Annotated in this window: 26 protein-coding genes and 1 tRNA gene; 21 read left to right on the top strand and 6 right to left on the bottom strand. The window is 47.0% G+C overall.

Features of this window, described 5'->3' with window-relative positions:
* Nucleotides 1-11: 11 nt before the first annotated feature.
* The 7 genes from QMD66_05650 (at nucleotide 12) to QMD66_05620 (ending at nucleotide 5776) form a co-directional block, all read left to right on the top strand.
* Entirely contained in the window at nucleotides 12-1052 is a 1041-nt protein-coding gene (locus QMD66_05650) for a hypothetical protein (protein ID MDI6822323.1), read from the top strand.
* Nucleotides 1053-1121: 69 nt separating this feature from the next.
* On the top strand, nucleotides 1122-1463 hold the full coding sequence (locus QMD66_05645; GenBank protein MDI6822322.1) for a YtxH domain-containing protein: 342 nt from the start codon (nucleotides 1122-1124) through the stop codon (nucleotides 1461-1463).
* A 40-nt stretch (nucleotides 1464-1503) separates the two neighbouring features.
* A complete protein-coding gene (locus QMD66_05640; protein ID MDI6822321.1) occupies nucleotides 1504-2310 on the top strand; it encodes a PRC-barrel domain-containing protein in 807 nt (268 codons plus the stop codon).
* Nucleotides 2311-2373: 63 nt separating this feature from the next.
* Nucleotides 2374-3579, top strand: a complete 1206-nt coding sequence (locus QMD66_05635) for a metallophosphoesterase family protein (GenBank protein MDI6822320.1) — start codon at nucleotides 2374-2376, stop codon at nucleotides 3577-3579.
* A 79-nt stretch (nucleotides 3580-3658) separates the two neighbouring features.
* Entirely contained in the window at nucleotides 3659-4858 is a 1200-nt protein-coding gene (locus tag QMD66_05630) for a hypothetical protein (GenBank protein MDI6822319.1), read from the top strand.
* A gap of 15 nt (nucleotides 4859-4873) precedes the next feature.
* Nucleotides 4874-5257: a hypothetical protein gene (locus tag QMD66_05625; GenBank protein MDI6822318.1), complete on the top strand. Its 384-nt coding sequence runs from the start codon at nucleotides 4874-4876 to the stop codon at nucleotides 5255-5257.
* 3 nt (nucleotides 5258-5260) lie between these two features.
* On the top strand, nucleotides 5261-5776 hold the full coding sequence (locus QMD66_05620; protein ID MDI6822317.1) for a hypothetical protein: 516 nt from the start codon (nucleotides 5261-5263) through the stop codon (nucleotides 5774-5776).
* A gap of 1 nt (nucleotide 5777) precedes the next feature.
* Here QMD66_05620 and nrdR read toward each other — a convergent pair whose 3' ends face one another.
* Complete coding sequence (gene nrdR / locus QMD66_05615) at nucleotides 5778-6242, bottom strand: transcriptional regulator NrdR (protein MDI6822316.1); 465 nt, start codon at nucleotides 6240-6242, stop codon at nucleotides 5778-5780.
* Between the two features lie 168 nt (nucleotides 6243-6410).
* On the opposite strand from nrdR, the gene QMD66_05610 reads away from it, so the two are divergent.
* The gene (locus QMD66_05610; GenBank protein MDI6822315.1) at nucleotides 6411-6923 is read left to right on the top strand and encodes a GNAT family N-acetyltransferase; all 513 of its coding nucleotides are present in this window, start codon (nucleotides 6411-6413) and stop codon (nucleotides 6921-6923) included.
* 334 nt (nucleotides 6924-7257) lie between these two features.
* Nucleotides 7258-7485, top strand: coding sequence for a type II toxin-antitoxin system RelE/ParE family toxin (locus tag QMD66_05605; GenBank protein ID MDI6822314.1), 228 nt, complete (start codon nucleotides 7258-7260; stop codon nucleotides 7483-7485).
* Nucleotides 7486-7972: 487 nt separating this feature from the next.
* On the opposite strand, the gene QMD66_05600 is transcribed toward QMD66_05605, so the two are convergent.
* The gene (locus QMD66_05600; protein ID MDI6822313.1) at nucleotides 7973-8845 is read right to left on the bottom strand and encodes a M20/M25/M40 family metallo-hydrolase; all 873 of its coding nucleotides are present in this window, start codon (nucleotides 8843-8845) and stop codon (nucleotides 7973-7975) included.
* Between the two features lie 54 nt (nucleotides 8846-8899).
* Entirely contained in the window at nucleotides 8900-9520 is a 621-nt protein-coding gene (locus tag QMD66_05595; protein MDI6822312.1) for a 5-formyltetrahydrofolate cyclo-ligase, read from the bottom strand.
* Nucleotides 9521-9647: 127 nt separating this feature from the next.
* On the opposite strand from QMD66_05595, the gene QMD66_05590 reads away from it, so the two are divergent.
* Together QMD66_05590 and QMD66_05585 are read left to right on the top strand one after the other, a co-directional pair.
* Nucleotides 9648-9908 carry a protease inhibitor I9 family protein gene (locus tag QMD66_05590; GenBank protein ID MDI6822311.1) on the top strand — a complete coding sequence of 87 codons (261 nt, stop codon included), beginning with the start codon at nucleotides 9648-9650 and terminating at the stop codon, nucleotides 9906-9908.
* 312 nt (nucleotides 9909-10220) lie between these two features.
* Nucleotides 10221-11462 carry a S8 family peptidase gene (locus QMD66_05585; GenBank protein ID MDI6822310.1) on the top strand — a complete coding sequence of 414 codons (1242 nt, stop codon included), beginning with the start codon at nucleotides 10221-10223 and terminating at the stop codon, nucleotides 11460-11462.
* On the opposite strand, the gene QMD66_05580 is transcribed toward QMD66_05585, so the two are convergent.
* The 3 genes from QMD66_05580 to QMD66_05570 are packed head-to-tail and all read right to left on the bottom strand — an operon-like array spanning nucleotide 11459 to nucleotide 14425.
* Nucleotides 11459-11947 carry an AAA-associated domain-containing protein gene (locus QMD66_05580; protein ID MDI6822309.1) on the bottom strand — a complete coding sequence of 163 codons (489 nt, stop codon included), beginning with the start codon at nucleotides 11945-11947 and terminating at the stop codon, nucleotides 11459-11461. The genes QMD66_05585 and QMD66_05580 overlap by 4 nt on opposite strands.
* 25 nt (nucleotides 11948-11972) lie before the next feature.
* On the bottom strand, nucleotides 11973-12728 hold the full coding sequence (locus QMD66_05575) for an ABC transporter ATP-binding protein (GenBank protein MDI6822308.1): 756 nt from the start codon (nucleotides 12726-12728) through the stop codon (nucleotides 11973-11975).
* A gap of 11 nt (nucleotides 12729-12739) precedes the next feature.
* Complete coding sequence (locus QMD66_05570; protein ID MDI6822307.1) at nucleotides 12740-14425, bottom strand: ABC transporter permease subunit; 1686 nt, start codon at nucleotides 14423-14425, stop codon at nucleotides 12740-12742.
* Between the two features lie 389 nt (nucleotides 14426-14814).
* Between QMD66_05570 and QMD66_05565 the strand changes: the two genes are divergently transcribed.
* The 10 genes from QMD66_05565 (at nucleotide 14815) to QMD66_05520 (ending at nucleotide 23178) form a co-directional block, all read left to right on the top strand.
* Entirely contained in the window at nucleotides 14815-15801 is a 987-nt protein-coding gene (locus QMD66_05565; GenBank protein MDI6822306.1) for an ATP-binding cassette domain-containing protein, read from the top strand.
* A gap of 230 nt (nucleotides 15802-16031) precedes the next feature.
* A complete protein-coding gene (locus tag QMD66_05560) occupies nucleotides 16032-16805 on the top strand; it encodes an ABC transporter permease (GenBank protein ID MDI6822305.1) in 774 nt (257 codons plus the stop codon).
* Between the two features lie 173 nt (nucleotides 16806-16978).
* Complete coding sequence (locus QMD66_05555; GenBank protein MDI6822304.1) at nucleotides 16979-17635, top strand: TrkA family potassium uptake protein; 657 nt, start codon at nucleotides 16979-16981, stop codon at nucleotides 17633-17635.
* Between the two features lie 15 nt (nucleotides 17636-17650).
* Nucleotides 17651-18328, top strand: coding sequence for a TrkA family potassium uptake protein (locus QMD66_05550; protein MDI6822303.1), 678 nt, complete (start codon nucleotides 17651-17653; stop codon nucleotides 18326-18328).
* Nucleotides 18329-18345: 17 nt separating this feature from the next.
* On the top strand, nucleotides 18346-18468 hold the full coding sequence (locus tag QMD66_05545; GenBank protein ID MDI6822302.1) for a hypothetical protein: 123 nt from the start codon (nucleotides 18346-18348) through the stop codon (nucleotides 18466-18468).
* Complete coding sequence (locus QMD66_05540) at nucleotides 18459-18698, top strand: hypothetical protein (GenBank protein MDI6822301.1); 240 nt, start codon at nucleotides 18459-18461, stop codon at nucleotides 18696-18698. The genes QMD66_05545 and QMD66_05540 overlap by 10 nt, the downstream gene beginning before the upstream one ends.
* 22 nt (nucleotides 18699-18720) lie before the next feature.
* Nucleotides 18721-20220, top strand: a complete 1500-nt coding sequence (locus tag QMD66_05535; GenBank protein MDI6822300.1) for a TrkH family potassium uptake protein — start codon at nucleotides 18721-18723, stop codon at nucleotides 20218-20220.
* Nucleotides 20217-20717 (top strand): DNA-binding protein, encoded by a 501-nt coding sequence (locus QMD66_05530; protein MDI6822299.1) that lies wholly within the window; start codon nucleotides 20217-20219, stop codon nucleotides 20715-20717. Before QMD66_05535 ends, QMD66_05530 begins: the two co-directional genes overlap by 4 nt.
* Before the next feature lie 42 nt (nucleotides 20718-20759).
* Nucleotides 20760-20835: transfer RNA gene (locus tag QMD66_05525), tRNA-Gly, on the top strand.
* Between the two features lie 303 nt (nucleotides 20836-21138).
* Nucleotides 21139-23178 (top strand): sodium-translocating pyrophosphatase, encoded by a 2040-nt coding sequence (locus QMD66_05520; GenBank protein ID MDI6822298.1) that lies wholly within the window; start codon nucleotides 21139-21141, stop codon nucleotides 23176-23178.
* The last annotated feature ends 201 nt before the right edge of the window (nucleotides 23179-23379 follow it).

The following is a 23379-nucleotide window of genomic DNA, read 5'->3' as shown; positions in this document are numbered from 1 at the left end:
TCGGTGGTCACATGAAGTACGATGCCATCATCGCCGGAGCGAGTTTCGCGGGATTGTCGGTCGCCACCCAACTTAGGGGAAAAATTCTGTTGATCGATCGCAAGGATATAGGCAGTTTGCCCACCTCCGCCTGCGCCACATATTACGAGGTATTGCGGTCATTGGGCTGCGAGGATTCAGTGCTTCAAATACTGGGGAGGGTAAGATTTCAAACCTCCTTTGGATGTACGGAATATCAAACCGTGGAGCCCCTTTGCACCTTCGATTATCGTGAATGCTGTCTCCGGTTGGCTCACAGATTTCATGGAGAATTCCTAAAAGCCAACGTCTTGGGTTTTGAAGATGGGCAGTTGATTACGGATAAGGGCTCCTTTTTCTCACCTTGCATTGTGGATTGTACGGGATGGCGGGCGAGGCTCGCCTCATCCATCCAGAAGGATTTTGTGAGCAAAGAGGAACTTTTTTTCGGGGTGGAAACCGAAGTTTACTACCAGAGCCAGGGCCAAGAGCTCTCTTTCTTCATGGATCCAAAGGTGATTGAGACCGGTTATGCCTGGATTTTCCCCGCCGGGGAAAGGTGTCGATTTGGGTTGGGAAGCTATACGGGGAATACGAATCTGATGAGCCGTTTGAGAGAATTCGTGACCAGTTTTGGACTGAGCATGGGGAGAGTGCATGGCGGATTCATCCCCTTTAAATTGCGAAAACCCACCGTTGGTCACCTATTTTTAGTGGGCGACTCCGCTGGACAAGCTTTCCCTACGACCGGCGAGGGAATAAGACAAAGCATTTATTTTGGTCAGAGGTGTGGGCAGATAATTCAAAAGGTCATCGATGGGGAATGCGCCTTAGGGGAGGCGTTAAAGGAGTACCAACATTTCGTCCACAGACACAGGTTTGCCTTTTCCCTCTTTTTAAGAATTCAAGGCTGGCTATTGAGGATGCCCAATAAAAGGATCGATTTGGCCGCTCGCATACTCGGTCGAGGTTTTCCCATAAAATTCATTCAGACGTTGTACATCAATTACATGAGGGTTAAACCGCTTCCTTGAAAGGGGGAGGGGTTTCTCCTACAATGAAGATGTTAAACAAAGGCACACTCTTGAGGGGGGTGAGGAAGAATGGCCGAAAGGCGTGGCGGATTTTTGGCGGGGCTCATAGGTTTTATTTTCGGAGGAATCGTTGGAGTTCTAACGGGTTTACTTTTCGCTCCCAGACCCGGGAGGGAAACCAGAGAGCAGCTGAAATCAAAAGCTGAAGAACTCATGGAAACGGGAAAGGAAGCCTATCAGGTCCAGAAAGAAAAATTGCGAGAGGCCATCGAGTCCGGCAAGGAGACTGCCTGTCAAAAAACTGAAGGTTTGAAGGAGAAAATTGAGGAAGCGAGGGAGAAAATAAAAAGCCAGGTAGAGACGGTAAAGGAGAAGATGGAAGCGAAGAAAAAGGCCAAGAAGGAAGAGTGACTTTCCCTTTAAAGAGCATGAACATAGAGGGCTGTGATCGATGAGAGTAAGTGATATTTTGAATCTCCCGGTGGTTGTTTTAGAGGAGGGCAAAGAAATAGGCAAGGTTAAAGATGTAATTTTTGATCCGGAGAACATGACTCTGCGAGTAATTGCCATCGGGATTAAGGGTCTCTTGGGGGGAGTTAAGTTTGTCCTGTATGAGAAGGTTGAAAGCATCGGAGAGAATGCACTGATACTTCCAAATCGCGATGTTTTGATCCCCTCAAAAAAAGCCCCTGAGATCAAGAATTTGATGGAAAAAAAGCTTGGAATTTTAAATACCCCGGTTTTAACGAGAGCTGGCACAAGGTTGGGGGAGGTAAGCGACGTAATAATACACGCGGATTCCGGAGCCCTTAGGGAGCTGGAGGTGACCCGGGGTTGGGTTAAGGATATAACCCGAGGGAGAAGTGGCATACCGGCAACCATGCTCGTCAGTGTGGGCGAGGATGCAGTAATCGTCTCGGATGAGGTTCAGGAAGAGTCTTTCGGGTTAAAGGAGGCCTTTGAGCATCTCGCCAAGAGCGCTGCGAAGACAAAAAAGGGCATCGATAGAGTCCTCGGGGAAAAGGAAGAAGCATATTGCCTGGGCAAAATGGCCGGGATGACGATCAAAGATGACCAGGACCGGATCATTATAGCTAAGGGAGAGATCATAGGCGAGGAACACGTCTGCAAGGCAAAGGAAAGGGGTAAACTTCACGAATTGGCTTTGAGCGTGGGCTTTTCCTTAGCTCAGGAAAAGTGGAAGGATATTCAAACCTCAAGGCAAAATAAGCGAAAGAAAGAGTTAAAAGATAAGTAAATGAAACGATTCATGGGCTAAGCACGCGCCTTACTCATCCTCTGTACCTGCCTCTTCAGTTTATTGTCCATAACCCTTTTGGGTCCAGCCTCTTACGATTTAAATGGATTTGAGATCGAACTGAGCGTCAAACCCTCCACTTCCATTTCCATTCCCCCATTGGGTGAGGTAAAAGCTCAAACTCACCTCTCACCATTGGAACTCAAAGTTACATTAATCAGAATCGATCTCCAAAAACTCAAGGGAATATCCATGGGAACCTTGAGGTCAGGAGAACTGCTGCGAAAATTGGAGGAAAGAGCGCGTGCAATCATTTGGAATTTCATATTTAGACTCTTCCTTTTCGCAGCTCTGGGAGGGGCGGCGGGTGCACTTTTTCTTCCCAAACGAAGCCTGATTTCAGTCCTCAAGGGCATTCTAATAGGTTTATGTCTCGCTTTGCTGCTCGTTGGAACCACTTATGGTACTTTTGATGCAGATGCATTGAGGCAACGCCCCCGGGTCATCGGCGCACTCGTGGCAGCCCCGTGGATCGTTGGTCGAGTGGAGGAAAAACTGAGCGCTATCGAGATTTTTCGAAAGGAAATCCGATTAATCGCGACAAACCTTCACAAATTTTATTCAAGGGTGGAAGCATGGGGACCCGTAGAGCTCGATAAGGAGACGATAAGAGTCCTACACATCTCAGATATTCACAACAACCCGGCGGCTGTGGATCTGGTTGAGCGGGTAGCAGGCAATTATGATTCTCCTCAGGTAATCGCCGAGCTCAAAAGAATTGAAAATATCGGGGTTTTGGAGGGTGAACCGGTGACCATCGGAGGGATTAAGTTGCTTGGTTTCCCCGATCCAGCCTCAAATTCGGTTCGGATGACACCTGCCTCCAACGGAGCGATGAAGAAGATTGCCCGAGAATTGGTCAGGGAAATAAAGTCCATGCAGAAACCCTTGATTTTGGCGGTTCACGATCGAAGGATGGCCGAGGAAGCCATGGGAGCTGTACCCATTATCCTGTGTGGTCATACCCATGTACCGAGTGTCAAAAAGATTAAGGGGACGGTTCTCATTAATGCTGGAACCACGGGAGCTGCAGGTTTGAGAACCTTCCGAGTCGAAGAGGATATCCCCTATTCCCTATATCTGCTTCACATACAGCTAAAGCCTCCAAGACTCATAGCCCTCGATTTCCTGGAAATTTCTGGGGTTAAGAGGGGGTTTTCCCTGGAGCGAACCTTAATAAAAGCGCAAGGAGTTAAAAGCGAAAGGTGAGTTCCATCCCAAATCTATAAAGGGATAGGCAAAGGATGCCGATAACAAATAGAGAGTAAGTTGGTTTTGGAGGCGAAAGATGTACAACGGGTTTACAAGCGCTCTGAGAAAAGAAGAGGGCTATGTAGCAATCTTTACCACTTTGATGGTCCTCGCCGTGCTCACGGTTTTCCTCACGGGCACCATCGGTTTGACGGTAAATGGTTTAGAAATCGCCCAATTTAAAAAGAGTCAAACCAATGCCCTATACGTAGCTGAATCGGGAATCAATTATGCGTTGTGGAATCTCAATACTCCCTCAGCTCTCGGTGGGCACGCGGATGATTCAACTCCTTGGCGACCCGATGGCAGCCTGGAATATTGGCTGGAAAACAACAAATCCAAGTACACCATGAAGGTCGTGGATGGACCCGGAGAGAACGAGCTGACTATTACCTCTAAAGGTAGGGTCAAAGTATCGCATGGATCGGGTTGGGTGACAAGAACCGTAGAGGTCATAGCCAGGAAGCAACTTCCGCAGGTCTTCAATTATGCAATCGCTTCCAATTTCAATTTAGATATGTCCGGGAATGCCAAAACGAACTCAGCTCCCCTCGATCATATGGGAAACATACATGCCAATACGAACATTAGAATCAGTGGAAATCCCGAGATAGATGGTTTGGCCACGGCTACGGGATCGATCATCATTTCCGGTCGCCCCACTTTCACTCAAGGGACCCAAACTGGAGTAAGCCCAGTGGACTTCCCCACCGTGAATACCCTGGGTTTTTATAATCAAGCATTGGTCAATGGAGAAACCTGGGGTGATGTAAATATCAGCAGGAGCGGCACCTATGTGGTACAGGGAGTGATTCACGGAAATTTGAGGGTTAGCGGCGATGCTCAGGTTGAGATAAGAGGGGTGGTTTATGTCACAGGTGACGTCCGAATTTCGGGGAATGGGAGCACGGGAGATGGTACCATCGTCGCCGAAGGCAGGATTTCGCTTTCCGGAAATTCCATCTACACACCGGGTAGTACCAATAAGCTGGCCTTCATCAGTCTGGCAAGCGGCAATGCCATAACCATTTCTGGAAATCCGGAACTCGGTGGAGTTCTCTACGCACCCAATGGTGCCTTGGCGATTTCAGGTAATCCCGAAATATTTGGAGCTGCGTCCGCTAAGTATGTCTACCTCTCAGGCAATCCAACTTTCACATACGATACGGATTTGATATCAGATCCACCAGTTTTGCCCGGTACTGATTATCGGGTAGTTTCTTGGAAGGAGCTGTAAGGGGAGGAAATGTTCATGGCTGGGCTTAAGAACAAGGATGGATTTTCAATTAGCGAAGTCGTTGTGGCCGTGGCGTTAGTAATGCTCATTGCGGCCATGGTCCTCCCCGCTTTCATTTTCAGTTCGGAGACAAGTTCTAAGGCGAAATTCAGGGTCATTGCGGCGAGTTTAGCCCGAAAGGAGGCAGAGGAGGTTAAATCCTTGGGTACCTTAGCCACAACGGTACCCTATTATCAACTCAGCGAAGCTCCGCAATTTGGCATTGAGAGATTGGTGACCATAGACAGCCCAGAAGTGGGGATGAATACCGTAAAAATTCACGTTTATGAACACCCCAAGGATGACAAGGCACCTCTTGCCTCCTATACCTTCTATATCCTGCGGGATGGAGGAGTTTAATTCATGGGCGGAAGCATCTCAGGGATCCTTAAGAAGAAATCCGGCTTAAGCACCATTGCGGAACTGGTTATAGGTTCCGCGATAATGATCTTGGTGATATTCTCCATCTATGCCCTATTTTACAGCGGTATCCAGACCGAGAAGTTGACCAGGACCGAATGGGATATTCAAAGAGAATCGCAGAAAGCTTTGGATGATATGAGCAACGAAATAAGAGGTGCTGCCCAGGTTCTCGATGCTCAATCGGACGGGATAGTTTTCAAAAATACCAGCGATGTTATAGTTCGATATTATTTATCGGGCACGAATCTCATGCGCATCGAAGGTGCAAGTTACTCCGGAGGCGTGGTTAAACTAGAGGACGTGAGCTCCTTCCAACTGAGTTATTACGATTCGAACAACAATCAAACCTGGATACCCAGTTCAGTCGAGGCGGTCAAAATATCCCTCACCGTCACTCGCTCTTCCGATCCCGCTTGCAGTATTTCGCTGATATCCAGGGTGAAGCTGAGGAACTAATCTACTTTTTATCCAGATTTCTGTGGAGCTTGGCGAGCTCTGCGGTGAATTCGTCTATATCCTTAAACTCTCGATAAACGGAAGCGAAGCGCACATAAGCCACCTTATCTATTTCTCTCAATCTCTTCAAGGCCATTTCGCCGATTTCCTTCGATGGTACCTCATATTTGAATTGATTGCGGAGTTCACTCTCGATATCGGTGACGATATTTTCCAACTGGGAGAGAGTAATCTCCCTCTTCACCGTGGCCCTTTGCAAGCCTTTTAAGAGTTTGGCTCTATCGAAGGGCTCACGCTGACCATTTTTTTTGATGACCATCAGGGGGATTTCTTCCTGCCTCTCATAGGTGGTGAATCTCCGCTGGCACTCGAGGCACTCTCTTCTTCGCCGGATAGCGTCCCCGGCTTCAGTTGCTCTTGAATCTATTACCTTTGTCTCTAAATAACCACAAAAGGGACACTTCATGGCCTGTTAAACCGCTCCGCTTATTTCACAAATGACTATACCTTTGAATGGTATTTATGCCACACCTGTATTATTTTTATGATGCTTCCCTTTTTATACTCCTTTTTGCAACCTCAGGCAAGTGAGCTGATGTTTAAGTTTATGGGGGATGGATTAAAGAGGTTGTTTTTGAAGGAAAAGAGGGCTCAGAACGAAAATAAATTGACAGTGATGGTAAAAATAGAGACTTTATCTGAGGAAAAGTTCAGGCGAATGATCCCTGAGCTCATAAGGACTTACATATCTGCTTACCAGGATTTTCCAGAATATGCTTACCCCAATCGCCGTGAAGTTAAAAGGTATTTGAAGTGGCTATTCAAAGGCGATCCTCAAGGGTTTTTCATGGCGATCTGGGATAGTAAGACCGTGGGTTTCATCGCTGTACATTCTAAGTGGTATGACTGGCAGGAGGATCTCGTGGGTGAGATTCATGAGTTGGCGGTGGATAAGAGGTATCAAGGGAAGGGGATTGGAAAGGCTCTAATTCAGGAGGTCGTGGAGTATCTGAAATCCAAGGGTCGGAAGAGGATCACCCTCTGGGTAGGCGGAAGAAATGAACGGGCAATAAAGGTATATGAGAAACTGGGATTCATGAAGCTCTACCGGTGGGGAATCTGGCTGAGAATGATCCTGTACACGTAATTTTCAACATGGGAAATAATTTAGGTTGACAAATTTACATTTATAATGACATTTTATAATGACATTTTAATAGGAGTTGAGGGTCATGCTCAAATTTGTTAAAGCGACAACATTACGCGACCATCTAGCTGATGTATTGAAGGAGGTTTCTAAAGGTGAAGACCATTTTATTGTGACCAAAAAGGGACGCCCCCATATCCGCTCTGGTAAATCTGGATTTCTTTGAGGATCTTTTAGCTGCTACCAATCCAGAATATCTGAAAAGCATCAAGGAAGCCCGAGCCGATTATAAAGCTGGTATTTTTAGTCACGAAGAGGTATTTGGGGAGCTGTAGTGGCCTACCGGCTTGTCTACACCCATAGGACTGTTAAGGATATTAGAAAACTTGATATAGTTGCCAGGCGACGTCTAAAGAAAGCTCTTGAGAAACTTCTCTGGCCATTGGCTCATTCTACAAAATTAATTGATCCCAAAATTGGCGAATACCGGTTCAGAGTAGGCGATTATCAGGTGATTTTTGATATGATAGGTGAGGAGATTGTTATTTTGAGGGTGCTCTGAGGATCTTTTTCCAGAGCCTGCATAAGACTCTTCCAAAGGATAAAATCTGACCGTCCACTATAAGCTTGGTTTGTGAGCAACTTCCTAAGCTCTACGAATTTCTCGGTTGTTTTCGCCATAATTCACAACTTGCTTTATTAATTCTATGTAAAAGCACCTGCCAATTATTTTCTATTTGGTCTTTGAATGTGGCGGTTAATTTTATGTTTATTATAAACATCAAAAACTTTCTTGCAGAACTTGATTACGAACATATGTTCGTAATATATTTGAAATGCCTTTCTTAAAATAAGTCTCATAATCGACTATAATTTAAAGAGAAACTAACAAGGGAAGGTCAATATGAATAACAAACTATATTTTCAAGCAGGATCAATATGTATCTACCGATGATATTTTAAAAACAGAATTTCAAGCCATAATTGCTCCCAAAATAAGAGTGGGAGAGAGGATAGAAGGAGAAGAGAAAAGAAGTTTTGTTTTACGCCTAGAGGTCGATGAGGTGGGCTAAGATTTTTGCCATGGTTTCAAGGTCCTTTATGGAGATGGACTCATGGGATGAGTGAGCATGAGCCAAGTCGCCTGCTCCGAAGATGAGGGTGGGGATCCCCTTTGCCATAAGGTTTTCAGCATCGGTCCAGCTCCGCATCCCACAAAATCTTGGCTCTCGTTGGGTGACTTCTTTGAATGCTTTCGAAAGGGTCCTCACTATTTTCTCTGATTGCTCGACCGAGAACGGCGGCGAGATATCCAATATCTTTAAGGAAGCCCCCTCTCCTTCGGTTAAACCCTTAATCTGTTTTATCGCTTCTTCGACATCTACGCCTGGAAGGATGACTACATCAAGTTGAATCTTACATTTCTCGGGAACCATCCCCACATCGCATCCGCCTTCTATGACTCCCAAGTTAACCCACGATTTTGGGAGGAGAGCATGCCTTTGTCTTAAAAAGGGGAGTGTTTTGATTCTTTCGTAGATTTCAAGGGCTTTAGTATGGCATTTCCCCCTATCGGGTGTGGCGGCATGTACCCCTTTCCCCTTTACTTCGATTTCCACCTCCACGGCGCCAGCCTCGGCGATGGCGATATCCAGGTTCGTCGGTTCCAGAACTACAGCCGCTTCAACTTCTACTTCGAGAATTTCCGAGCTTTTTCCCTCGTTTTCTTCGTCCACCACGAGGGCAATTACGCAATCCCTCTTGCTAAACTTGACCGCTTCCAGGAGTGCCGCTATCTGTCCTTTGGCATCCACCGCCCCTCTCCCTATGAGGTTTCCCCCCTGAACTTGAGGCGAATATGGACGAGGGTGGAGGTAAGGCGGGAAAGTATCGGTGTGAGTGCAAAGGAGAAGTTCCCAGATATTGCTGAATCCTTTCCTCCTGCCACGGTGGGCTGGGGATGGATACCAACTCCTTTAGGATTTCGAGGATCTCCAAATCTCCTCTCCTTTGCCATGTCTGCCGACAGGCAGGCAGTCGATTATCCTTTCCTCGGTCACGATTTTATGGACGGGAATATCGTGGGGGGCGGTGGGAACTTCATTCACGAGCTGGAGTTCGTAGGCTAAGCCGACCAGGATCGTCTGGGGATTTATTTTATTTAAGAATCTATCGTAGCAACCGCCTCCGTAACCAAGTCTGTGTCCGCGCTCATCAAAAACTATTCCGGGCAATATGACCATGTCGATTTCTAAAGCGTCCACCGGTTGGGTCTGTTTCGGCTCCAAAATCCCATAGGCACCTGGTTGTAAATCCTGATCAAAGTCTTGAATGCGTGAGGCGTCCAGTTCTCCGCTTTGGGTTTCAAGGATGGGAAGAACGACCCTTTTCCCCAGGGCAAGAGCTTTCCTTATCATCGATTCGGTCCTGACCTCACTCTTGAAGGAGGCATAAAACATGATGGTCCAAGCCTCTTTAAATTGAGTCATTTCAAAAAGGCGCTCCTCGATTTTTTTGCTTTTTTTCATCATCTCTTTGCTACCTTGATTGTTCCTTTGCTCGAGGATATCTTTGCGCAGCGATCTTTTCTTCAGCATTTATATCACCTAACTAAGATAATATTCTGGTGACAAAGCTTTTCAAATTTCTTAACAAAATGGGAGAAATGAAAGATGCTTTTGATATATTATAAAGGCAAAAGATTTGGATAAAAAGGCGATATCGGTGCATGAAAGGGAATTTTTGAAGGAATTGAAGGATTTGGCGAGAGAAAAACCGGATGAGATCGTGCGGTTGGTCATCCATCTCGCACGGCCTCCCAAAAATCTTCCCTCCGTTCTTGAAAAGCGTGGTGTGCGGGTGAAACATGAATATAGACTGATAAATGCGGTGGCCATTGAGACTTCCGCCAAGATGGCCTTAGAGCTTGAGAAAGAGGCATGGGTGGTAAAAATCGAGGAGGATAAGGAAGTTAAAGCTTTGTAAGTTGAAGGTTGAAATTAGAGGCCACTGGTCATGGGTATAAATAATCAAAGGGCATAGGCTAGACATAAATTCTTAATTAAGCACATCTCAAATTCAAAATTCAAAATGAAAAGTGCAAAATGACAATCTAAAATTTAAAATGGTTTAAAAGAACAATATTTTACATTTTGATATGTCATTTTTATTTTTGATTTTTGCATTTTGCATTGACCTGGAATAAACAGCATACTGGAAGAAACTCCTGTGGACGAATTATGTCCAGGGTTAAATCAAAGGGTGAATAAAGGACTGGTTTTGAAGAGGGCAGGATGTATGTATATCACACCGGAGCTTGTAGCGAGAATCAAAAGGAAAGAACCCCATGAGCACATTCATGTAATCGTCAAGGTAGGTCAAGTGGGGAGGGAATGTGCCTCCAAGCTCATGGAGAAGCCCTATTACACCATCCGCCATCAAATAAGGCTAATCAATGTCTTTTCCTTGGCTTTACCTGCTGGGGAGGTTGAAAGGCTTGCCGAAGAACCTTGGGTTGAAAGAATAGAAATGGATAGAAAGGTTTATGCGACTTTGGATACCTCGGTTCCGCTGATAGGAGTCCCAAAAATTTGGGGGGAGTACATGGGGAAAGGGGTTAATATCGCCATTGTGGATACGGGAGTGGATAAAAACCACCCGGATCTCTTCCCCAGGGTGGTGGCGACGAGGGATTTTACTCTGGAGGGTTTCAGGGATCTCAATGGACATGGGACCCATGTGGCGGGAATAGCCACAGGTAGTGGCGCTTCCTCGAAGGGGAGGTATAGAGGAGTGGCACCGGAGGCAAATATCTTGGCAGCCAAGGTTCTAAAGGGTGATGGTATTGGCAGGATGAGTGATGTAATGGCGGGAATTGAGTGGGCTGTGGAGATGGGAGCCCACATCGTAAATTTATCTTTGGGCTCCGAGGGTCCCTGCGATGGAACGGATGCCTTGAGCGAGACGTGCGATGCAGCCGTTGGTCAGGGTGTTATAATTTGCGTCGCGGCTGGAAATGATGGTCCGAAGAAATATACCATCGGAAGTCCTGGTTGCGCAAGGAATGTGATAACCGTGGGAGCCTCCACGGATAGGGATAAGGTGGCGAAGTTTTCCTCCCGAGGACCCACCGCCGATGAGAGGTTAAAACCCGATGTGGTAGCCCCTGGTGTGGATATAATCTCTTGCCGCGCGGATGAGGTATTGATGGGCAAACCGGTTAATGACCATTATACCTCCGCTACCGGGACAAGCATGGCCACTCCACACGTGGCTGGCCTTAGTGCCCTACTCCTCCAAGCAAAACCGGTCGCCTCACCACGTTTGATAAAGGAAGCTTTCATCCATACGGCAAAGGATTTAGGCGTGGACCAATATGCCCAAGGGGCGGGAAGAATAGTCGCCGAAGATGCTTTAAGGTATGTTCAAACACACGAAAATCCACCGGAAGCTCCAGAACTTGGACCGACAAAACCCGGTTGCCTGGCAACTTTTTGGGAGATCGTACATTTTGTTAAAAAGAGGCTCAAGGGGGATTAATCCTGATCCTCTTGATCGAGGTATATCTCTTCAGTATCGTGGTTATAGCCGATTAATTCAGCATATCTACCCCACTCAATGAGGGTATGAACTAAGCTTTCCGCGTCCTCTTCAGATAGGTTCGTCTCAAAGAGTTCAACAACGAATTCTCTGTCCAAGTGTCTGTCGACTCTTGCCTTCAAGGTTGATATTACCTCTTGGAATACTTTGATCTTTTTTAGCTGCCTTTTTACGATTAACTTTCTTTCATTGACGTCCGATTCCAATAATTTTTTACCCAACGCTGTAAGCTTTATATCCCCGTCGCTTACCTCAGAGAGCTCCAACAACTCCGAAGCTTCGATCACTGGCAATATATCCTCCAAATCATATTGAAGCTCCCTAGTAAGCCTGAATACATCTTCCTTTCCCCCTGCGTCGTCAATGAATTCAAGCAAACCAATCACATTACTAATGCCGGTTCGGGGCAGCGGCTCCACGCTCATCTTAATTTCTCTTTCCTCCTTTACCTTAATGCCCTACGATAAGCGAGTAGATTTTATCGGTTATTTTGTTGAAATTCTCATCCCTCCGATCCCTTGGTCGAGAAAGTTCAATGCGTATATTATCGATCACCTTTCCCGGTCTTGACGATATCACCACCACCTTCTCGCCCATATAAACTGCCTCTTCAATGCTATGGGTGACCATCACCACCCCTCTAAAGGGAAGGCTTTTGTCTTGCCATAAATCCAACACCTCCTCGCGGAGGTTTTCCGCGGTCAAGGCATCCAGTGCAGAGAAGGGCTCATCCATCAGGAGCAGTTCTGGTTCCACCACCAGTGCTCGGGCGAGTCCCACCCTCTGCTTCATCCCCCCTGATAACTCCCGGGGATACGCCTCTTCAAATCCCTCCAATCCCACTTTATCGATGTATTTTTCCGCTCTTTTTATCCCTTGCTCGGGTGGTATGCCTCGAGCTTCCAATCCCAGGCATACATTTTGCATGACCGTAAGCCAGGGAAGGAGTGCGAAGGATTGAAAGACCAGTGCTACGTGCAGGTTGGCATTTTGAATGGGTTTTCCTCGGTATAAGATCTCTCCGGTAGTGGGTTTATCGAGTCCCGCAATCATCCTTAAAAGGGTGCTTTTACCGCACCCGGAAGGTCCAACCACACATACGAATTTACCTTCTGAAACATCGAAAGTGATATCTTCGATGATGGTAATCCTCTTACTGTCTTCAAAGAATGATTTTGATATATTTTTTACTTCAAGTAAAACCATTAAAATCCTCCCTAAAATTCTATGACATATTTCGTTGCCGCCTTCTCATAAAGTCTTCGCCAGACAAACCTATTCATGATCACGATGGTTAAAATCATTCCCGTCAAAGATAATAATATCATTAAGCTGTCGCCCATTTCATATGTTGCTTTATCGAGCAACATTCCAATCCCAAAGGCGGTGTGGGTTTTACCCCTGAAGAACAGATATTCCGAGACGATCAAGGCATTCCAGCCGCCTCCCCAGCCGGTGATGCTCCCCGTGATCAGAGAGGGGAAAATGGCGGGGAGGATGAGTCTTTTCCAATAATTCCATCCGGATACCCCGAAGGATTTGACGGCTTGATCCAAATCTGCGGGGATGGATCTCACCCCCGCAAGTAAGTTAAACAGTACGTACCATTGCATTCCGGTCAAAACTAAAAGGATCGATGCTAAATCCATCCCGCCCCAGAGATAGTGGATAACCACGATCACGATGAGGGGGAAAAGTGCCGTGGCTGGAATGGAAGCCGCTATCTGAATTAGGGGAGTGAGGACCCTGGAGAGTCTTTCGTTCTTTCCAATCAATACGGCCATTGGAATGGTCCAGGCTAAGCAGAGGATGTATGCTGCCGATAATCTGGCGAAGGAGGCTAGAATGGCCAAGGGGATGAGCTTAGCTTCTGCGGGGAAAGGTCTGGAGAAAATATTCATTAAGCCAATCGTCACCCAGTATGCGATGTAGATAGCACCCCCGCATATGGGGATAAGAGCCATAGCTTTAACACCTTTGACCAGGCTTCGCCAGAAAGTCCAACCTTTGAGACGGGAATAAAGTTTCTTGATGGGGCGATCGATTATTTCCACCAATTTTAAGAATTTTATCTCAATATAATTCAACCTCAGGAAGATGATGATATCTTTATACAGGGAAAATAGTGGGCTTTGAGGAGCAGTCTCTCCCGTGGCCGTCATTTGGTAGGTGAACTTGTTCGCCCAGAGTGAAAGGGGTCTCCACACCAAGGTATCCAGGGCGACTATGATTAAAATCAGCACCATAAGACCCCACAGAATCAAGTCAAATCTTCCCTTGGCGGAGCTCAATAGAAGGAAACTCCCCAACCCGGGTAATCTATGCCGTATGCATCCCAAGGAAATAATTTCGCAGGCCATTAAAAAATACCATCCTCCAGCCCAGGACATCATGCTATTGTAGATCAATTTTGGTACACAAGCGGGGAGGAAAAGACGCTTGAACCTCAGCCATCCCCTGAGACCATAGGCTGCACTCGCCCGTCGGAGATCCTTGGGAATGGTGATAATGGATTCATAGACACCGAAGGCCATGTTCCAAGCCTGGCTGGTGAAGATGAGGAAAATCGAGGCCAATTCGATTCCGAACCTTTCTCCCCGGAACACGCTTATGAAGAGAAGAACGGCTACGGGAAAGAAGCCTAAGACCGGAACCGATTGAAGGATATCCAGGGCGGGAAGGAGTGTCTTTTCGGCCCATTTTCTGGTGGCAGAAGCATAACCATAGGCGATGGCGAAGATGAAGGAGAAAACGTATGCCACCAGCATGCGGGAGAAGGAGCAGAAGGCGAAGAAGGGAAGATTTCTCGCCTCCCCCGGCATGTAACCCGCGATGTATCTTAGGACCAAAAGCAAAAAGATAAATGGAATTAAGATCATCAATCCAACTTTTAATCTGTTCACGTGTCCCTCTCATTATTGGTCGAAGAATTCTAAAGAATTGTAACATATTTTACCAACCATGGTTGCTCCCCCTATTTCATTTTGTTTTGAACCTTTGGATTGTTCAACTGAGTTCACAACGAAGTTTTGGTCATTTAATATCGTTTAGAATTGGTGCTTTGTGCTTAGAATTTAAAATCATCCTTTGCTTAAGGATAATGTTTTAGCAAAAGGAGCTTCTGCCGCAGGCGATTTATGTCTAGGCTACATATTGATATCTAGCACAATTGTTGTAGTATGAATTTTACATACATCATACATGGGTCGTAATTTCAGAATTTGCTGTATGATTAAAATATCCAGTAATTTATGGCCCACTTATGTACATCATTGAATCGTATGGGTGGTGTGTGGTGGCATCAAAACCAAACATAATAGAAGCGCATAATCTAGTGAAAAAATTCGATGGATTTGAGGCCGTCAGAGGAGTGACTTTTTCGGTCAAAAGGGGAGAGATTTTTGGCTTTTTGGGTCCCAACGGAGCAGGGAAGACCACGACCATCAATATGCTTTGCACTCTACTCAAACCCACCTCTGGCAGTGCGGTAGTCAATGGATTTGATGTAAGTAAAGACCCAAATGCGGTGCGCCAATCCATAGGGTTGGTCTTTCAGGACCCAAGCCTGGATAATAGACTCACCGCCAGAGAAAATCTCGAGTTTCACGCCATGATCTACAACCTCTCCGTCGAGGATATGCAGGAGAGGATCTTGGAAGTCCTTCGCCTCGTGGAGTTGGAGGAAAGGCAGAATGATTTGGTCATCAATTTTTCCGGCGGCATGAAAAGACGATTGGAAATTGCTCGGGGTCTCCTGCATTATCCGAAGGTTCTCTTTTTGGACGAGCCCACTTTGGGTCTAGATCCTCAAACCAGGAATCACATCTGGCAATACATTCACGAACTAAAAAAGCGAGAGGACATCACCATTTTCTTGACCACGCACTATATGGATGAAGCTGAGAATTGCGACCGCGTGAGTATCATTGATTATGGAAGGATAGTGGCTCTGGATACCCCAGATAATCTGAAGAAGGGAGTGGGCGGGGATATCATTCAAATTAAAACGGTTGACGATGATAAGGCATTGAGGGAAATCAAGGCAAAATACAATATTTCGGTGGGCCGCGACGGCTCCGGTCTGCGTTTTAGTATCATCGATGGAGAAAGGTTTATACCGGAATTTATCAGTGCTTTTGGCGTGAAGATAACATTCGTCAATTGGAGACGCCCCACACTCGATGATGTATTCCTTGAATTGACGGGTCATGCCATCAGGGACGAAAGTGCAAGTCCTTTGGATATATTTAGACAAAGTACCAGGATGAGAAAACGATAATTTTAAATTGAGGTCTAACCTTTATTCCCGTAGAAACAGGTCTTTAGACTGGTAAAGCTGGATTAACGGACCTGAAGGTCCGTTTCTATGAAGTGTTTGCCATGACCCGCCTGCCAGCGCCTGATGCCCTGTCCGCTTGTGCCTTGCAGTGGCAGGCGGGCGCAGGCTATGGCGGGCAGGATGAGTGAAGTTTTCTTGTCTAGAACCAGCAAACGTGGGGGAGAATATAAATGAAGGAACTGAAGGGTATTTATACGATTTGGTTGAGAGATGTTAAGAGATTTTGGCGCGACAAACCGCGAATCGTAGGTGCCATCGCTCAGCCCGCTCTATTTTTATTCGTCTTGGGAACGGGTTTGGGCGGAGGTCTCGGTAAAGCCTTTGCCCATGGTGGTTTCATCCCCGGAGTCGAGGACTACGTGGTCTTCATATACCCGGGCATCATTGGGATGACCCTCCTTTTTACCTCAGTTTTTTCCGCATTATCCATCGTCTGGGACAGAGAATTCGGTTTCCTAAAGGAGGTTTTGGTTGCCCCAATATCTCGCTCGGCGGTGGCTTTGGGGAAAGCCCTGGGTGGGGCAACGGTGGCGCTTTTTCAAGGAACACTCATGCTCGTCTTCGCACCCCTCATTGGAGTGAGCCTTACATTTGCAATGGTTATCAAACTTTTGATCCTCATGTTCTTGGTTTCTCTCTCCTTGACTTCCATGGGAATAGTCATCGCAGCTCGGATGAGGAGCATGGAAGGTTTTCACATGATCGTGAATTTTTTGACCCTTCCCATGTTTTTCCTATCTGGAGCCATGTTTCCGGTAAGGGGCCTACCATCATGGATGGATTATCTCGTGAGAATTAATCCCTTAACCTATGGTGTGGATATCCTCCGGTATACGGTGATTGGATTCAAGGAACACTCGATTTCCGGGGATCTCTTGGTGGCCATAGGCTTCGGTCTGGTCATGATTTGCTTAGGGGTCTTCGAATTCAACCGGCAAGAGTAGATCAGGTAACGACTATTGACAGAAAGATGAGAGAGAATTATTATTTGAAAAATACCATGGCGAGGTGGCTGAGAATATCCAGGTGACCTTTATCTTGGCGAGTAATCCTTCGTTGAGATAAAGGTTTTTTGCTTCTAATTAATTCTTGTGGTATTTCCGGGAGGCGATAGCAGATGTATGTGATAGTGGTGGGTTGCGGACGCGTGGGAGCACAGCTGGCAATGATGTTGGCCGATGAGGGCCACGACGTCGTGGTGATCGATAGAAGGTCCGATTCCTTTAAACGTTTGGGTTCCGGATTTAATGGTCTTACCTTGGTTGGAAATGGTTTTGATCAGGAGGCTTTGAAGAGGGCGGGCATAGATAAAGCCGATGCCTTTGCTGCGGTCACGGACCTGGACAATGCCAATATTATGGCGGGTCAGGTGGCAAAATATGTATTTAAGGTTCCTCGAGTGGTATCCAGGGTTTATTATCCCGATAGGGAGCACACTTATCATAGACTCGGTCTGGAAACTGTTTGTGGGACCACCATGGTAGCTCGATTCATCCACGATAAAATCCTTGGGCAATACTTCGTTCCACATTTCAGTCTAGGAGAAGATGGAGCGGAGATCGTAGAATTTCCCGCTTCTAAAACGATCATTGGGCGAAAAGCCTCCGAAATTGAACTGTTAGGAGAGTTTCGCCTCGTTTCCATCTTGAGGGATAAGCGGGTTCTAATCCCCACACCAGATAGTAAAATTGAGGAGGAGGATACCATTATAGGCGTGGTCAAATCCGCTGCCCTTGAGAAGATCAGGGAATCTTACGATCTTAAGTTCGATTGAAAGGAAGTGGGAGAAATGTACATAATCATCGGTGGTGGGGGCAAAGTCGGAGCGGCTTTAGCGAAGACTTTATCTTTAAAGGGTCACACGGTGGTGATGGTTGAGAAAAGTCGGGAGAAATGCGAAAGAATTGCTGAAGAATCTCCCAATGTTTTGGTGATAAAGGGAGATGCCTGCGATATCAGATACCTTGAAGAAGCGGGAGTGGACAGGGCGGATGTCCTAGCCGCCGTCACCGGGGATGACGATGATAACCTGGTTATGTGTCAGCTCGCCAAGGAGACCTTCAATGTTCCCAGGGTTGTGGCTAGGGTTAACGATCCCAGGAACGAAAATATCTTCCTCACCTTGGGAATAGAGGCCATATCGAGCACCACGGTCATCGCCAAGCTCATCGAGGAGGAAGCCACCATTGGGGATATCATTACCCTGCAAGCGCTCAAGAAAGGAAGACTCGCGCTGGTGGAACTGGATCTTTCCCAAGATAGCCCTGTGGCAGGCAAGAAGGTCTCTGAACTCGGATTTCCCAAGGACTGTGTCCTCGTCTCCATCGTGAGAGGCGATGAGATAATCATCCCCAGGGGTAGCACTGTGCTGCAAAGCGGCGATGGTGTTATCGCCCTGACCTCTGTGGATAAGGAAGAAAATTTCAGAAATACCCTCCTCGGAAAGGCCCAGCCAAGTAGACGTTGAAGCAGGCGGTGCGAATTATGAGGGAGAAGACAAGGCGCTATCTTGGTTACGTCGTGGGCGTAGGAATAGAAATCTTCTTCGTTCTGACCATAATGTTAATTGCCTACGTCGTGGGCTGGCTCTTCTTGAGGTGTCTCTAGTGCTACTTCGCCCCACGCTTTTGGACTTCAAGATCATTGGTTTTTATACTGGAAGATTGGTGCTGGGTGTGGGCATGGCCAAATTCATTCCCCTCGTCGTTTCCCTCCTCTGTCGAGAATGGAATATAGCCGTCATCTTCGTTATCGGTGCAGCATCCTGTTTCATAGTCGGATATCTTTTATCCATATTTTGCCGAGTTGAGAAGGAAATGAATTGGCTCCGCGGTTAAGGGAAAGTGATTGGGAGGATAAATGCTACTGCGTCCCAGAAAATCCGATTTTAAGATCATTGGTTATTACATTGGTAAGGTTATAATCACCGTTGGGCTTTTGATGTTCATTCCCTTGGTTGTGGGGTTGCTGTATCGGGAGTGGAACGCTTGCATAGACTTTATCGTGGGGGCGACCGCTTGTTTTCTCGTGGGATATTTATTGGTCATTTGTTGCCGACACGAAGCCATCATGTCTTGGATGCATGGAATGGTGGTGGCCTCGGTTTCGTGGATAATCGCTATGGTTGTGGGAGCTTTACCCCATTTCCTAAGCGGACACTTTGGAAGCTACCTCGATGCCTGCTTCGACATCATGAGCGGGTGTACAACTACTGGTTTATATTTGCTACAGGATTTGGACCACATCTCTTATGCCTTGAATACATGGAGACACTTACTCACTTACGTCGGCGGTCAGGGAATTATAGTGATCGCTCTGACCTTCTTGGTCCGGGGCACAGGTTTAGTCAAAATGTATGTGGGAGAGGCTAAGGAGGAACAACTCTTACCCAATGTCATTAACACCGCTCGAGCCATTTGGTTCATAAGTTTGACCTATCTTTTTCTGGGCTCATTGGTTCTTTGGATTGCGGCGATGTGCGAAGGGATACCGATGCCCAGAGCTTTTCTTCATGGCATCTGGTTGTTCATGGGAGCCTGGAGCACGGGAGGTTTTGCACCACAGTCTCAAAATCTCCTTTACTACCATAGCTTGCTTATAGAGATATTGACTCTGATCATCTTCGTGATGGGCTCTTTTAATTTCGCCGTTCACTATGCAATTTGGACGGGCAATCGGAGGGAGATCTATCGGAACATCGAGCTACTTTCATTCTCTACCACGCTAATAGTCCTCTTCGTTTTGGTCACAGCTGGTCTGATGAAGACGGGCATATATTCAGATGCCATTGAAATTTTCAGGAAAGGTTTTTATATTTTGGTCTCCGGACATACGACCACGGGCAATCAAACCATTTATGGCAGGCAATTCATCGAGCAATGGGGTCCACCGGCCATGTTGGCTACCTGCCTCGCAATGGCCATTGGCGCAAGCACCTGTTCAACTGCGGGAGGCATAAAGGGTTTGAGGGTAGGCATCGTATTCAAAGCATTAGTTCAAGACATTAAAAGAGTTATCCTTCCAGAATCCGCTTTGGTGGTGGAGCGGATTCATCACATCAAGGAGATAGTATTGGATGAGAGAATTATACGTTCAGCGGTTTTAATCACCCTCTTATATGTCCTTTCATACATTTTTGGTGCCTTAGTGGGCATTTATTGCGGCTATCCTCCCTTTCAAGCATTATTTGATGCGGTCTCCGCGGGGAGCAATACTGGACTTTCCTGCGGAGTAACTTCCCCAAACATGCCCGCTCTAATGAAGGTAACCTACATATTCCAGATGTGGGCTGGCAGAATGGAGTTCGTCTCAGTTTTTGCCTTAATAGGCTTCATAGTTTCCGTGGTGAGAGGTAAGTGAGGCTGCGATCAACTTTTTGCGCGATCATGATACTCTTGCTGGTAACCTCCACGGCAATGGCCGCTTCTATCTCAAGTACTGAACTAATTGAGAACTCAAGGGAATTTGATGGGAAGAAGGTCATCTATCGGGGAGAGGTTGTGGGCGATGTGATGATAAGAGGGAATCATGCCTGGATAAATGTTTACGACGGCGAAAATGCACTTGGGATATGGTGCTCTGCCGATTTAGCCAGGAAGATAAGGCACAAGGGAGAGTACAGGTACCTTGGAGATACGATTCTCATTGAGGGAATCTTTCATCGGGCATGTCCTGAGCATGGTGGCGATATGGATATTCATGCCATCAAGGTAGATGTAATAAAGAGGGGACACACTGTTGCCCATCCTTTTAATATAAGAAGAGCTTTGATAGCCCTCGTCCTTTTGATGATAAGCGGAGGGCTGTTTGCGATCAATCAATTGAAAGTGAAAAAATTGCAGAGGCAGCGGCTCTGAAGTCTTAACAAATTCACCTTCTTGCCCTATAATTTGAACCAGGCGGATGTAGTTCAGTTGGTAGAACGTCAGCTTCCCAAGCTGAAGGTCGCGGGTTCAAGTCCCGTCATCCGCTCCAAGTAATGTTAACTAATCGCTTTTTGTTCCAAATAGTTCGCAAATTTTGTACGCTCAATTTTTGTGCCAAGCTCAAGGTATCCATTTATGAAGAACTTGCGGGGACAGTCCCCCTAACAACCTTTTCACCTACTATTTTAAAACATTATTTCACGAAAAATAGGCGTCTTGACAGGCATGAACAAAAGTATTTATATTTTATTCGAAACTGAATGTGGCTTCGCTTTTTAGCCGCGCTGCTCCTATTTTTGAATGGAGCTTTTTCTTTATTTCCCTGGGGTTTTTTGGCGAAGGAGGAAAGCTCATGTCTTTGGCTATCTTGGCGGGAATTGCCGCACTTTGCGCAGTCTGTGGGCTTATCACGGCTGCCTACTGTGCTTATACCGTTCTTGAGCATCCCGTTGGGACCGAAAAAATGGCTGAAATTTCTCGCGCCATCCAAGAAGGTGCAAATGCCTTTCTGAGCAGGGAATATAGATATGTAGCCGTTTTTTTGGTGGTCATAGCAACGCTCATTTTCTTTCTCATCAGCAAACTAACGGCGATTGCCTACTTATGCGGAGCCGTTCTATCGGGATTGGCCGGTTTCATAGGTTTAACCATAGCCACCCGAGCCAATGCCAGGACCACCAGGGCGGCTGAAGAGGGAGTGGCGGAAGCCCTGGGAGTGGCCTTTCGTGGCGGGGCGGTCATGGGTTTAACGGTAGCAGGTCTTGGCCTTTTCGGCTTGAGTATCTGTTATCTCGTCTTCCAATGCTGGCTAAATCTCCCTAATGCCCCGGATATTATCGCCGGTTTTGGTCTGGGGGCCAGTTCAATTGCTCTCTTCGCTCGAGTTGGTGGGGGGATTTATACCAAAGCCGCCGACGTGGGAGCGGATTTGGTGGGCAAGGTTGAAGCTGGTATCCCCGAGGATGATCCCAGAAATCCCGCGGTCATCGCCGATAATGTGGGGGATAATGTCGGCGATGTGGCGGGTATGGGAGCAGATTTGTACGAGTCTTATGTGGGTTCCATCGTTGCCCCGCTTGTTTTGGGTGCCATACTCCTTGGTTGGAAGGGCATGATTTTGCCTCTCCTCATCGCATCCGTGGGCATTATCTGCTCCATTCTCGGCTCTCTTTTTGTGCGTGCCCGAGAGGAGGTCCACCTTAGTCGAGCTCTGAGTATGGGGACTTACTCCGCTGCTCTTTTTACCACCCTGGCTTGTGCTGTACTGGTGTATCTCATGTTGGGAGCGGGTAGGATGGGTTTCTTCTGGTCGATTGTGGCTGGATTGGCTGCGGGAATGGCCATTGGTCAGGTCTCCGAATATTACACTTCCGATAAATACAATCCCGTCAAGGAAATCGCGCAGTCTTCGTTCACCGGTGCCGCAACAAATATCCTCGCGGGAATTTCTGCGGGGATGGGAAGCACCGCTTTTTCCATCATCATCCTCTGTGTGGCGATCTTCATCGCGTATATAGCCGGAGAGGCGGCGATGAAAGGCGTGGTAATCAACGGGGTTGGTGGAGGAGTTTACGGCATTTCGCTTGCGGCCATTGGTATGCTCTCCACCACGGGTATAGTAGTCTCCGTGGATGCCTATGGCCCCATAGCGGATAATGCTGGTGGCATCGCCGAGATGTCAAAGAGACCTTCTGGAATAAGGAGGATTACTGATAGTCTGGACGCACTGGGTAACACCACGGCGGCAATCGCAAAGGGATTTGCCATTGCTTCAGCTGCGGTTACCGCATTGGCTCTCTTTAAAGCCTTTTGTGCCGTCTGCAAGCTTCCAACCATCGATATCGCCCGGGCCGATACTATAATCGGGCTATTTCTTGGAGGAATGTTCCCCTTCCTCTTCTCATCATTGGCCATTAAAGCCGTGGGAAGGGCAGCCTTCAAGATGATTGAGGAGGTAAGACGGCAATTCAGAGAAATCCCCGGTTTGAGAGAGGGCAAGGAGGGTGCTAAACCTCAGTATGCCAGGTGTGTCGATATATCAACCACCGCCGCATTGAGGGAGATGATCATCCCCGGCTCCATCGCCGTGTTTAGCCCCATCGTCATCGGTTTATGGAGTCCTCAAGCACTTGGCGGTTATCTGGCTGGGGCGCTGGTTTGTGGTTTCTTGATGGCTATCTTTATGGCCAATGCCGGGGGAGCTTGGGATAATGCCAAGAAATACATTGAGGCCGGGAATCTCGGCGGGAAAGGGACACCAACCCACGCGGCATCCGTGGTCGGAGATACCGTTGGGGACCCATTTAAAGATACCGCCGGACCCTGCATGAATATTTTGATCAAGGTCATGACTGTGGTGGCCTTGATATTTGCACCACTATTCGTCAGATAAACGGATGTTAAGGGTCAAAAATCTTTCGCCAATCTCCTACTTTATTAACTTCATGCTAAAAAGTAGAATTTGAATGATGTAGGGGCGGGTCTTGTGCCCGCCCAAAGAGAAATAGCGGGAGATGAACTCCCAGTCCGTAGGATAACGAACTCGATTCGGCCGGGCGATGTCGGCGAGCCTGCTAGAGAAAGTGAAGCCCAA

It is taken from the genome of Actinomycetota bacterium (assembly GCA_030018275.1).
In the GTDB taxonomy this organism is placed as follows: domain Bacteria; phylum Actinomycetota; class Aquicultoria; order Subteraquimicrobiales; family Subteraquimicrobiaceae; genus Subteraquimicrobium.
Note: the sequence above shows the minus strand (reverse complement) of the source record. Positions and strands in the feature narration are given on the sequence as shown.